At 59.5% G+C, this 12,361-nt stretch carries 13 protein-coding genes; all 13 read right to left on the bottom strand.

Going from position 1 to position 12,361, the window contains the following annotated elements:
* Positions 1 to 85: 85 nt before the first annotated feature.
* Positions 86 to 1,561, bottom strand: a complete 1,476-nt coding sequence (locus ACY4LX_RS09475) for a sigma-54 dependent transcriptional regulator (protein ID WP_133839143.1) — start codon at positions 1,559 to 1,561, stop codon at positions 86 to 88.
* 169 nt (positions 1,562 to 1,730) lie between these two features.
* Positions 1,731 to 2,027, bottom strand: coding sequence for a flagellar protein FliT (locus ACY4LX_RS09470; RefSeq protein WP_133839144.1), 297 nt, complete (start codon positions 2,025 to 2,027; stop codon positions 1,731 to 1,733).
* Between the two features lie 10 nt (positions 2,028 to 2,037).
* Positions 2,038 to 2,433, bottom strand: a complete 396-nt coding sequence (gene fliS / locus ACY4LX_RS09465) for a flagellar export chaperone FliS (protein ID WP_149657030.1) — start codon at positions 2,431 to 2,433, stop codon at positions 2,038 to 2,040.
* Positions 2,434 to 2,562: 129 nt separating this feature from the next.
* Complete coding sequence (fliD, locus tag ACY4LX_RS09460) at positions 2,563 to 4,005, bottom strand: flagellar filament capping protein FliD (RefSeq protein ID WP_463259761.1); 1,443 nt, start codon at positions 4,003 to 4,005, stop codon at positions 2,563 to 2,565.
* Positions 4,006 to 4,087: 82 nt separating this feature from the next.
* On the bottom strand, positions 4,088 to 4,456 hold the full coding sequence (locus tag ACY4LX_RS09455) for a flagellar protein FlaG (RefSeq protein WP_463259760.1): 369 nt from the start codon (positions 4,454 to 4,456) through the stop codon (positions 4,088 to 4,090).
* 72 nt (positions 4,457 to 4,528) lie between these two features.
* Positions 4,529 to 5,380, bottom strand: coding sequence for a flagellin domain-containing protein (locus ACY4LX_RS09450; RefSeq protein WP_463259759.1), 852 nt, complete (start codon positions 5,378 to 5,380; stop codon positions 4,529 to 4,531).
* A gap of 243 nt (positions 5,381 to 5,623) precedes the next feature.
* Positions 5,624 to 5,890: a hypothetical protein gene (locus ACY4LX_RS09445; protein WP_463259758.1), complete on the bottom strand. Its 267-nt coding sequence runs from the start codon at positions 5,888 to 5,890 to the stop codon at positions 5,624 to 5,626.
* Positions 5,887 to 7,179 (bottom strand): motility associated factor glycosyltransferase family protein, encoded by a 1,293-nt coding sequence (locus ACY4LX_RS09440; protein ID WP_463259757.1) that lies wholly within the window; start codon positions 7,177 to 7,179, stop codon positions 5,887 to 5,889. Before ACY4LX_RS09440 ends, ACY4LX_RS09445 begins: the two co-directional genes overlap by 4 nt.
* 138 nt (positions 7,180 to 7,317) lie before the next feature.
* Positions 7,318 to 8,244: a ketoacyl-ACP synthase III gene (locus ACY4LX_RS09435; RefSeq protein WP_463259756.1), complete on the bottom strand. Its 927-nt coding sequence runs from the start codon at positions 8,242 to 8,244 to the stop codon at positions 7,318 to 7,320.
* A 229-nt stretch (positions 8,245 to 8,473) separates the two neighbouring features.
* Positions 8,474 to 9,526, bottom strand: a complete 1,053-nt coding sequence (gene pseI / locus ACY4LX_RS09430; RefSeq protein WP_149657035.1) for a pseudaminic acid synthase — start codon at positions 9,524 to 9,526, stop codon at positions 8,474 to 8,476.
* The gene (pseG, locus tag ACY4LX_RS09425) at positions 9,519 to 11,024 is read right to left on the bottom strand and encodes a UDP-2,4-diacetamido-2,4,6-trideoxy-beta-L-altropyranose hydrolase (RefSeq protein ID WP_463259755.1); all 1,506 of its coding nucleotides are present in this window, start codon (positions 11,022 to 11,024) and stop codon (positions 9,519 to 9,521) included. The genes pseI and pseG overlap by 8 nt, the downstream gene beginning before the upstream one ends.
* On the bottom strand, positions 11,021 to 11,722 hold the full coding sequence (gene pseF, locus ACY4LX_RS09420; RefSeq protein ID WP_463259754.1) for a pseudaminic acid cytidylyltransferase: 702 nt from the start codon (positions 11,720 to 11,722) through the stop codon (positions 11,021 to 11,023). Before pseF ends, pseG begins: the two co-directional genes overlap by 4 nt.
* A complete protein-coding gene (locus ACY4LX_RS09415) occupies positions 11,719 to 12,339 on the bottom strand; it encodes a pseudaminic acid biosynthesis-associated methylase (RefSeq protein ID WP_463259753.1) in 621 nt (206 codons plus the stop codon). Before ACY4LX_RS09415 ends, pseF begins: the two co-directional genes overlap by 4 nt.
* Positions 12,340 to 12,361: the final 22 nt, after the last annotated feature.

The following is a 12,361-nucleotide window of genomic DNA, read 5'->3' as shown; positions in this document are numbered from 1 at the left end:
CAGTGAAACGGAACGTTGCGAGAGATGTAGCAATACCCGTGCCTAAAAAAAACCGCCTATAAATGAAGGACTTGAAAAACAGGCGTCAATCATCCGCCTGTTCATCACCGTCACGACGACTCATGCCGTACTTGCGCATCTTCTCCACCAGGGTGGTGCGACGAATGCGCAGACGCTCGGCGGCACGCGCAACGATGCCATTGGCATCATCCAGCGCCTGCTGAATCAGCCCTTGCTCCAGACCACCGAGGTAGTCCTTCAGGTCCAGGCCTTCCGGCGGCAGCAGGGCATTGGCGCTGAAGTCCGGGGTGTGCCCGTTGATGGCCACCCGCTCTTCCAGATCGCTGCGCAGGCTGTCGACCAGCTGTTCGTCTTCGTCGTCGACGTAGCGGAATTTCTTCGGCAACTCGACCACACCGATCACCCCATATGGATGCATGATCGCCATGCGCTCCACCAGGTTGGCCAGTTCACGGACGTTGCCCGGCCAGCCGTGACGGCACAGGGACATGATCGCCGCCGAGTTGAAACGGATCGAACCGCGCTTCTCGTGCTCCATGCGCGAGATCAACTCGTTCATCAGCAACGGGATGTCTTCGACACGTTCGCGCAGCGGCGCCATCTCGATCGGAAATACGTTCAAGCGGTAGTACAAGTCTTCGCGGAAGGCGCCGATCTCGATCATGCTTTCGAGATTCTTGTGGGTCGCCGCGATGATGCGCACATCGGCGCTCTGGGTCTTGTTGCTGCCCACGCGCTCGAAGGTGCGCTCCTGCAGGACCCGCAGCAGCTTGACCTGCATCGGCAACGGCATGTCACCGATTTCGTCGAGGAACAGCGTACCGCCGTTGGCCAGTTCGAAACGCCCGGCGCGGCTGGTGATGGCCCCGGTGAAGGCGCCCTTCTCGTGGCCAAACAGTTCGCTTTCCAGCAACTCGGCCGGGATCGCCCCGCAGTTGACCGGAACGAACGGCGCGTCGCGACGCTTGGAGTGGTAATGCAGATTGCGCGCGACCACTTCCTTGCCAGTGCCGGATTCGCCGAGGATCAGCACGCTGGCATCGGTGTCGGCCACCTGCTGCATCATCTGGCGCACGTGCTGGATCGCACGGCTGGTGCCGACAAGGCTGCGGAACAGATTGGGTTCGCGGTGACGACCGCGCTCGCGGGCCTGGTCATACATCTCGCGATAGACCTGGGCACGGTGCAGGGAGTCGAGCAATTTGCTGTAGCTGGGCGGCATTTCGAGGGTCGAAAGCACTCGGCGACGCTGGTCTTCAGGCAAGTCAACGGAAGAATTATCGCCCATTAACAAAACCGGAAGGAACTCATCCCAGGTTGAGAGTGTCTTTAGCAAGCCCAAAAGCGCGCCAGGAGCATTGACCGTCCCGATCAGCACACAAATGACTTCACGACTTGATGACAACGAGCCGACCGCCTGCTGCCAGTCATGGCTTCCGCAGGGTAAATTTTCTTCACCGAGAAAATTTAAAATCACCGCCAGATCGCGGCGACGGACGCTATCGTCATCAATTAGCAGAATTTTGGTTTCACGCCACATGCAATAGCAACTTCCCTAGTCAACTCAATGCCCGAAATGAGGGGGCAAGCTAGACGCTTGCAGACACGTTATGCCTGTAGACGCCTGAAATCTGGATACAGCCACTAGTTAAGTCAAAAAACCGTGCACAGTCAAATTTATGGCGCACTATGTTTGGATTAACCGCGGATTAACCAAACAGATGGTAAACCTTTGCGGCATTCTGTGCTTGGTGGATCTGAGACATCTCGTCGACTATCGCCTGCCTCTCCCCCATCGCCACCTCAAGCAGCTGCTTGTAGACATGCAGCAGCTCCTCAAGATTGTCGCGCAACGCCCCCTCGTCCAGCGAAGCTTCACTCAAGACGTCTTCCATGCAGGAACGGCAATCCAGGTCCAACTGACCGATTGCCTCCCAGTTGCGTTCGGCCAGGGCACCGACCAACGCTTCGCGGGTTTGTTCGATTCGCTGCAATACAAGACTCATGGTGATCTCCTTAAAACTGCGGACCTGGCGCTGCGATAGCATCCCAGCCTTCTTTGACCGTGCGCAGCAAACCGGCGACTTCATCGAGAATCCGCGGGTCGCTCTTGATGTTCGCTTCGGCGAGGCGCTTCATCATGTAGGAATAAAGACGGTCAAGTTCGCCAACGGTTTCGGCGGCCTTGTCCAGATCCAGGCCTTCACGCAAGCCACCGACAATGCCGATGGCCTTGCTGATCGCCACGCACTTGGCAGGCACGTCTTTACGCTCAATGGCACCCTTGGCCTGGGCGATGCGGTCCAGGCCGCCTTCCATCAGCATTTGCACCAGACGGTGCGGACTGGCCTCGGACGCCTGTGCTTGCGCGCCCACCTTCTGGTATTGCCGAAGGGCTAACATCGGATTCATGTTCTACCTCATTGCCACAATGACTCGTATGACCAGTGTATCGCCTGCGAGCCAAAAAACTTTAGATCAAAAGACAAAAACCCGGCGCACGCCAGAAAGCGTAGCCGGGTTTTTGTCGTCAGCTCATGACTAGCTGGCTGACTTCTGGGCGTTCAAGGAAGCGAAGAACGAGGTGATGTTGCTCGCCGTCGCTTTCATTTGCCCAACCAGCAGATCCATGGCGTTGTACTTGGCCGTCAAGGTCTGCGTCAGGCTGGTGACATGCAGATCCAGCGTCTTCTGCTGCTCGGAAATTTTCTTGGCCGTACTGGTAAGGTTGGTGTTGCGCTGATCGAGCAATCCGCCCGTCTTCAAGTAAGGGTCGATCGCCTTGCCCATGCGCGCCAACAAGCCGTTGTTAGCGTCCGTACCACTGAACAACTGCTGCACCTGGCCGGTCATGCCATTGTTGCTCATGGTCTTGGTGAACGCAGCCGTGTCGAATTTCAGGTTACCGGTGAACGCGTCTGTCATCACACCGATCTGCGACAGCACGGACAACGGACCCGCCGCACCCGGCGCGGTCAGCACGCCACGTACGTCCGCAATCAGCGAGCGCGGCAGCGAATCACCGGTGAACGCCGCTGAAACAGTCAGCTTGCCATCGGCATCCGCTGTCGCAGTGGTCAGGGTATCAATGGTCTTTTTCAGGGTGTTGTAGGCATCGACGAACGCCTGAATCGACGTCTGCAAACCGGTGGTGTTGCTCGCCACAGTGACCACTGTCGGGGTTCCAACCCCACCCGAAGTTGGACTCATTGCAGCCAGGTTGAGCGTCAGGCCACTGATCGCACCGGTCACCGTATTGCTCTTGCTGGTAACGGTCAGGCCGTCGATGGTCAGCTTGGCATCTGCGGCAATCCCGTTGATGGCCCCGGAAGCACCCGGCGCAGGGGTGGACCCCATCGGCACGGTGCCATCAATTTCGAGGCCGGCAATACCGCTGACATTTAGGTCAGAACCGGCACCGGTCTTGTTGGAGTTGATCACCAGGCGCGAGGCACCCGTGCTGTCGGTCACGATGTTGGCGGAAATACCGTTGACAGCTTGAGCGGTGTTGATCGCGTCCCGGGTACTTTGCAACGTCGCATTGGCCGGAATCGTGACGTTGTAATCAGTGCCATTTTGACTGATTTTCAGAGTACCACTCGGAATGGCACTGGCGGCACCGCCGGCGAAAGCAGCACTGCCGACTTTCGAACCCGTGGCCAGACTCTGCACAACCACGTTGTAGGTACCCGCAACCGCCGTGTTATCCGAGGTTGCAGCCAGAACAGAAGTATTGCCCGACGTCGCGGTAAAACCGGCAAACGCAGGACTGGTCGCGCTGTTGAGTTGAGTCAGCGTGGCCTGGTAGGCCGCCAGCGCACTCTTCAAGGAGCCGACACCGGAAATTTTCAGGGTGTTGGTTTTGGTCTGGGTATCAATTTGCGTTTGTTTGGCCGACTTGTCGGAGTTGACCAGCGCGGACACGATCGAACCGATGTCGAGACCAGAGCCTAGACCCGCACCCGGTAAAATTGGACTTGCCATGTGCATCTCCCTTTCTGTGTGTCGCCGGTCTTTTGACCACTGTCAGCGATCAATGATCGTACAAACACGTTTCATGCCAGTATCAGGCTTTGGCATCGAACAAAACATTGCTGGCATTGTGCAGGCTTTCAGCCAGCTTCATTGCTTCGGCTGACGGAATCTGCCGAATGACTTCACCGGACTCACTGGCAATCACCTTGACGATGACCTTGCCGGACGTTTCATCGATGGAAAATTCCAGGTTGCGCTTAACCGACTGAACGAACTTTTCGATCTCTTGAACGGCCATTTTCAACTCATCCGAATTGTCCGATTTACCAGAATCAGAGCCTTTGCTGGCTGCGACAGGCTGGGTACTTTCGGCACGAGGCTTTTCGACCGGCTTTTCGGTAGTGCTGACCGCCGGTTGCGCGGCCGGGTAAGACAAGTTCAGCTTCACGCCCATGTCCATAACCATCACCTCTTAAACGGAAAAAGCGAGAGAGCACGCAAGCGCACTCCCCCGCCAAAACCCGATCCGATATTACTGAAGCAGTTTCAGTACAGCGGATGGCAGCTGGTTAGCCTGGGCCAGAACAGCGGTGGAAGCTTGTTGCAGAGTTTGCTGTTTGGTCAGGTTAGCTGTTTCTGCGGCGAAGTCGGTATCTTGTACGCGACCTTGTGCAGCCGTGGTGTTTTCAACAATGTTTTGCAAGTTGGCGATGGTGCTGGTCAGACGGTTTTGCGAAGCACCGAGGCTGGCGCGAGTGCTGTTGATTGCCGCGATTGCAGCATCGATTGCAGTGATTGCGTTGTCGATGTTTGCAGCAGCGCCCGAAACGCTTGCACCGGTCAGAACTACAGTACCGCTACCAACCGACAGGCTGACGGCGTCGAACTTGGAGCTCAGTACCAGGTCGATGTGGTTAGCCGAACCAGTGTTTGCGCCCACTTGCAGGGTCACGGTGCCAGCCGAACCGTCCAGCAGGTTTTTGCCGTTCAGGTTGGTGGAAGCGGCGATACGGGACAATTCGTCAGACATCTGAGCGAATTCAGAGTTGGTAGCGGTCTGGTCAACGCTGCCGTTGGTACCGGTACGTGCTTTAACAGCCAGTTCACGCATACGCTGCAGAATGTCGGTCGAAGCTTGCAGCGCGCCTTCAGCGGTCTGAGCAACGGAGATACCGTCGTTGGCGTTCTGGATCGCCTGGTTGCCACCACGGATCTGAGTCGTCATGCGGGTTGCGATCTGCAGGCCAGCAGCGTCGTCTTTAGCGCTGTTGATACGCAGGCCGGAGGACAGGCGCTGCATCGAGGTGGACAGGGCATCGGAAGCGCGGTTCAGGTTTTTCTGAACGTTCAACGACGTAGTGTTGGTGTTTACTGTTAAAGCCATGACGAATTCCTCGTTGGTTGGGTACTGCGGCTTCCGGCCCTGGCAACCGCCGGGTGTGGCCTAGAGAACCTTCGTAATAGTTATCGTCGGCTTGGCAGGTTGCTTGAGGGCTTTTTCAAAAATATTTGCCATCACCCTGCCACCCCTTGCAAAACAAGGGCTTGGCGGCCCCTCAACCACGAAAAAATGACGTCATAAAACTGTCCATGGCACCAACCCGTAGGCCAGAGCCGTTGGTCGACCTCAACCCTGAGCACTTTCCAGCAAATCAATCAGCTCATATTCCATGAAATCGGCAAGCCCCAACCAATCCTGACGCTCCTGACTCGCCAGCATTTGGGTCAGTACCTGCGTCCACGACTGCTGAACATCCTGAGGCGCGGACGCTAAAAGCCGCTGCGCCTCATCGAAGACATCCACCATGACCAACGCCGCTTCGACATCCCGCCCCAACCGGAACAATCCGGCGCATTGGCGGCATTCGCCGATGCACTTCACCAGCGCACTCATTGCACAAACTCCTGATTGAACTGCGTACCGACGATCATCGCTCCCGCGCGGCTGCTGTTAAGGAAGTTCACTTGCGGATGCGCGGCGATATAACGCTCCAGCACACACAGGTAGCCGCGAAAATTCAGCTGCGTGCGGACCCGTTCGCCATAGCCGTCACGGACCCAATGTCGAGCCTGCTCCAGGGCGGGCCCCAGGTCGCCGTCATTCCACCCGGCATGGGTCTTGTTCATCGGGAAGGCAAAGTCGGCGCCGAACAGGGTAATGCGCGTGGCGCCCATCTTTACCGCCAGGTCCACGGCCGGGTGAATCACGCTGCCGCCCGCATGCAGTTGCGCCCTGGGATGCTGCTGACGCAACGCGTCGTAGATCGGGCTGGCGGTATAACCGCCATAGCGCTTGCCCTTCCAGGCCTTCAACACCGCCGGATCGCTCATGGGCAGGTACACCAACGGGATGCCGTCGGATTCCTCGAAAGGCAAGTGTCGAAAACTGATCAGTTTGTCGATCGTCACCACCAGATCGGGGACGATCCCGTGCTTGCGCAAGGGCAGATAGGCGGTGTCGACACAGATGAACAGCGGCCGCTCGGCCTGCCCGCGCACCGCCGCCAGGCGCTCGAAGTGACTTTCCAGGGTCGGCCCGGTGCCAATCACATAGATTTCACGGCCGGTGCAGGTGCCAAACAGATGTGCCACATCGTCATCCGCGAGCAACACGTCCAGGCAATCCTGCAAGCGCTGCTGAATGAACGGCAATTGCGGGTCGAAATCGCGATTGTTGAAACTCAGATGGACTTCGTTGACCAGCCGATCACGAATCTTAGCGTTGAAGTCATCGGCTAGCAGCATTTCCGCCGGCAGTGCGAAAAACGGCGTGTAGATATCCGCATGATCGCCGGCATACAGCAGCTCCACCCGTGGGTCGTCGAGCCAGTGCCGCTGATCGAGCAATTGCAGCACCAGCGCAAACAGGGCGCCGTTGAGGATGTGCACGTACAAGCGCTCAAGCCCGGAACGCTCCAGCAGGACCGCCGGCAAGTCCCCAAGGCCGGTGCCGTAGACATGCAACTGCGGCCTGTCCGTCGGCAAACTGGCGGCCTGCACACGGGCTTCATGGACACGGTCATGGCGACTGGTGAGCTGGATGCCGTCAATGCTCAGCGTCGAAGCCAGGCCCTCGGTCAACTCGGCCTGGACCGACGTGCTGTCTTCCAGCATCAACCGCGTATACAACGCCGGCCAGCGGCGCTCGATCACCTGGGCATTGTCATCAAAGCATTCGCTCATGCTGCCTCGCTGTTCATACAGGCAAAAAAATAGCGTTCAAGGTTAACCCTTGAACGCTTTTTTGTGTCGGCCCTTTTGGTTCTCAAGGCTGCTGCATACCCGGTAGGAGCTACCGAAGGCTGCGCCTACAGAACCGGCTCAGGGACGATAGATAATCGCCGAACCCCACGACAGTCCCACCCCAAAGCCGCTCAGCGCAACGCGCTGCCAGTCAGAGTCCAGGACGTGTTTTTCCAGCAGCAGCGGAATACTCGACGACACGGTATTACCGGTCTCGACCATGTCCTTGATGAACTTCTCCGGCTCGCCTTCGAAACGCCGGGCGACCGCATCGACAATTGCCGCGCTGCCCTGGTGAATGCAAAAGGCGTCGATGTCGTCAGCCTTGAGGCCTGACTCATCCAGCAGTTCATGCAGATGCGCCGGGACTTTGAGCAGCGCGAAATTGAAGACCTGGCGACCGTTCATGTAGAACACGCCATCGGTGACCTTCAAGTGCGGCGCGCCGGAACCATCGGTGCCGAACTTGGCCTTGCCCAGTTGCCACGGCGCGCCGTCGCCCATCCAGGTCGCGGTGGCGGCATCGCCGAACAGCATGGTGGTGTTGCGATCTTCCGGGTCGACGATCTTGGAGTACGGATCGGCGGTGATCAGCAGGCCATTCTTCAGGCCCGTGGCTTCCATGAAGCCCTTGATCGCGTAGAGGCCGTAGACATAGCCCGAGCAGCCCAGGGAAATATCAAACGCGGCCACGTTGGTCGACAGGCCCAGCTTGTCCTGAACGATGGCGGCGGTGTGCGGCAGGCCTTCTTCGTCACCGTTCTGGGTCACGACGATCAGCACGTCGATGGCTTCACGTTTCAAATCGGGGTTGTTGGCGAACAGCGCGTTGGCTGCTTCGACACACAGGTCCGAGGTTTCCTGCTCAGCGTCTTTGCGCGGCAGGAAGGCCGAACCGATCTTGCCCAGGATGAACTCTTCATCCTTCTCGAATTTTGCACCTTGTGCGTAATTGTCCACGCCGGCTACAGGAACGTAGCTCGCAATGCTTTTTATGCCAATCATTACGGCTTCCCAATAATAAACAGCCCAATACCACCGCTCGCAAGGATTCGAGGGGCGCCGACATACAAAGATTTTCAGCCGCCCGAAACGGGCGGCAGCGGGAAGCGTCAAGGGCTATCACTGGACCCGATAAAGGGCCAGGCGCCATCTCCCCGGTCAATACAATACAGTGAAGATGCGCGTTATGACTCACAGGTCACGCTATTTTGCCGAATCAGCCCGACAAGGGTTATTCGACCAATGACCAGTCGAGCGCCGTTCCGCGCTTGATCGCCTGGCGGGCGCGGCGCCCCAGCAGGGTTTGCGCGTGTTTGGGCGCCAGCCCCAGGCCTGGGCGAATGGCCCGCAGATTGGCGGCGGTGAAGGGTTCACCGGCGGCCATGTCCTGGGTAACGTACAGCGAGCGTCGGTACACCAGCGACTTGCGCTCGGCCTCGGTCACGCCGTAATGCACATTCCCCATGGCCTGCCAGGCGCGCTCGGTTTCGATCACCAGGCTGGCCAGTTCCGCCGGCTCCAGGGAGAAACTGGCGTCGACCCCGCCAGCGCCACGGTCGAGGGTGAAGTGCTTTTCCACCACGGTCGCCCCGAGCGCCACCGCCGCGACCGACACGCCGACGCCCATGGAGTGATCGGACAGCCCGACCTCACAACCAAACAATTCCCGCAGATGCGGGATGGTCCGCACATTGCTGTTGGCCGGGGTCGCCGGGTAGGTACTGGTGCACTTGAGCAGCACCAGATCCTTGCAACCGGCCTCGCGGGCGGCGCGCACGGTTTCGTCGAGCTCGGCGATGCTGGCCATGCCGGTGGAGATGATCAGCGGCTTGCCGGTCGCGGCCACACGGCGAATCAGCGGCAGATCAGTGTTTTCGAAACTGGCGATTTTGTAGGCCGGCACATCGAGGCTTTCGAGGAAGTCCACCGCTGTATCGTCGAACGGCGTCGAAAACGCCAACATGCCCAACGCCTTGGCGCGGGCGAAAATCGGCGCGTGCCACTCCCACGGCGTATGGGCCTTCTCGTACAGCGCGTACAACGAGGTGCCGGTCCACAGGCTGTTGGGGTCCTTGATGAAGAACTCGCCTTCATCGAGGTCCAGGGTCATGGTCTCGGCGGTGTAGGTTTGCAGTTTCAAGGCGTGGGCGCCGGCCTTGGCGGCGGCGTCGACGATTTGCAGCGCCACGTCCAGGGACTGGTTATGGTTGCCACTCATCTCGGCAATGATGAACGGCGGCGCATCGGCACCGATCAGGCGATCGCCAATCTTGAAACTAGTCATTTACGTGATCCTTCAATACGCGGGTGAACGCGCAAGCACTCTGGGTGAAACCGGCTTCGCGAAACAGGCTCAGCGACGGCTGGTTGGCGGGCAAGACGTGCGCGGTGATGCTTTGCAGTTGCGGCCAGCGGGCCTTCACGAAGGCTTCGCCCCGGGCCAGCAGCGCCCTGCCCCAGCCCAGCCCGAAACGGCCTTCGAACAGATAAATCGAAACTTCGGCGCTCAACCCATGAAGGTCATAACGCAGCGCCCCGACCGGGCCATCGCCGGCCTCGGCGATCAATAGCACGCGCTGCTCGTTGTCCAGACTTGCCGCCAGCCACGCCTGGTGCGACGGCCAATCGAGGAGGCGGCTGTCCAGTGACCAGCGCCGTACCGCGTCGGCATTGCGTCCGTCGAACAACAATCGCGCGTCGTCGAGCGTCGCCTCGCGCAGCGGCAACACCGCACCGACCAGCGCGGTCGCCACTCGCTGCGCACCACGGCCATCGACCAACTGCCGGGAACGCTCGGCCAGGCTCTGGCGTAAACCCTGATTGCCCGCCACGAAACCGATGGCCTGGCGCAGTTGCTCGACGCTGACCTGCTCCCGGGCGCCGAGGAACACATGGGCCCCTGCAGTGGCCATGACCTCGCCATTGGCCTGCTGATTGTTCGACACGGCAATGCAAATCGTCGGCAGCCCCATGGCGGCGCGCTCCCAACTGGTGCCGCCACCGGCGCCGATAAACAGATCGGCCTCGGTCATCAACCGGTAAAAGTCGCTGACAAAACGGTGCAAACGCCAATTCGGACGACCGGCTGCCAGCGCGTGCATTGCGTCCCAGGCCGGGTTGTCGGCACCGGCGACGAAGTCGACTTCCAGTTCTGCAAAGTCCATCAGCGCGAGCATGGCGTGATGGGTTTGCATCGCGGCATCGAAGCCGCCGAAGTTCACCAGCACCTGTTTGGCCTGGGGTTTGATATCAATCACCGGGCAGCAGAATTCATCGCGCAGCAGGGCGAAACGGGGTCCGAGCAAGGTCCGGCAATCGGGGCCAATCAGCCCGGCATAGGCCTGTGGCGTGCCCGACAGGTTCTGGTTCAGCAGCAAGTCGACGCTGTAGGTGCGTGTCGCCAGATCATCCACCGCCGCGATCCGTGGCGCCCAGCGCCGGGCGGCGGTCTGCCAGTGATGATCGAGGCCATAGTGGTCGACGATGATCCAGTCGAACGACGCCTGGCTTTCCAGCAACACGCCCAGCGCGGCAATGTCTGCCTGCCACGGCAGCATCGATTCGATGGCTTGTTGCGGGTCTTCTTCGGGATAGCGCTCAGGTAGCGCGAAGGTTTCAAAGCCTTCGGCCGCCAGACTGTCGAGCCGATGCCCCGGCAACTTGCGGCAGGCAAACGCGACGTGCACGCCCTGCTTGCGCAAGGTCCGGGCCAGGGGCAGCAAGCGGGCGATATGGCCGCTGCCGATGGTCGGCGAGGCGTCGGCACGGATCAGCACTCTCATTGCAACTCCCCACCGGCCTTCAACGCGGCATACAGGTACTCGGCGCGCTTCCAGTCTTCAGGTGTGTCGATGTCTTGCACCAGATAGCGCGGCAAGATCACCGGCAGGCTTTGCGTCGAATACAACACCTCGCCCTGCAACCAGGCGCTGCGCCGCCCCCAATAAAACTGCCCGGCGTCCTGATAGGCCGGCGGCAGATCTTGCGAACGCGTCTGGCTGAACTGCGGGTACAACGCGGTCAATGCGCCGTGATCGTCAAGGGTCAGCGCCCGCTGTACGGGGAAGGCGAAGTCGCACACCGAGAACGCAAAGGACTTGTCCGGGTGCTGCTCCAGCAACGCCAGGCCCTGTTGCAGAAACCGGATTTGCAGCAGCGGCGCCGTGGCATAGATGCAACAGGCGAAATCAAAATCCTGCTCCGGTAACGCTTGCAAGGCGTGGGCAATCACCGCCGCCGTGCCGGTGAAGTCATCCGCCAGCGCCGCTGGCCGCATGAACGGCACCTGTGCGCCACAGGCCCGGGCCAGCTCGGCGATGTCTTCATCGTCGGTGCTGACCACGACCTGGGCGAACAACCCCGAATCGAGGGCGGTTTTAATCGAGTGGGCAATCATCGGCACGCCGTCGAACGGCTTGAGGTTCTTGCGCGGTATGCGTTTGCTGCCACCGCGGGCCGGGATGATTGCGACGTTGTTCAAGGGCGTTTTTCCAGAAGGAACCAGGTGATGTCGTCCACCGGGAATTGCGGGTCGCGATGGTAGCCGAACCCATAATCCAGCAGTTGCAGGTCAGCGTAACGATCGAGCATTTCACCGGCGAAATCACGCTTGAATAACTTACCGCTGTTACCGCGATACGACACCTCGACCGGCACCGGGTTGTAGTACTCGGCAATCAGGATGTACCGCTGGCTCAATTCATACAATTGCGCATACGCGGCGGACAGCAGTTCCGGCGCCAGATGAATCAGCACGCCTTTGCTCAGGGTCAGGTCAAACGTGCGCTGACGAGGGAAATCGAACAGCGAACCGTGCCAGATCTGGGCGATCCCCAGCGCCTGGGCCTGGGCGCACGCGCTTTCATTGATCTCCACGCCGAACAGTTCCGATTGCGGCAACAGCTGACGCAGGGCCTGCAAATTGTTGCCGGCATTGGTGCCCAACTCCACCAGGCTTTCGATGCGCCCGGCGCGGGTCAGCGCCTTGGCGAACAAGGCCAGGTTAGCCGCGACCAAGGGTTGCCCGACGTTGCGCTCGACGTACTGGTTGCCGAAATCGCCCTGCCAGAATTTTTCCTGTTCACTCAGCTCACGCATTGCACATTCCCATCCGCTTATC

It is taken from the genome of Pseudomonas sp. Emmai (assembly GCF_055179735.1).
The sequence above is the reverse complement of the archived record's forward strand: the minus strand, read 5'-3'. Positions and strand labels throughout refer to the sequence as shown.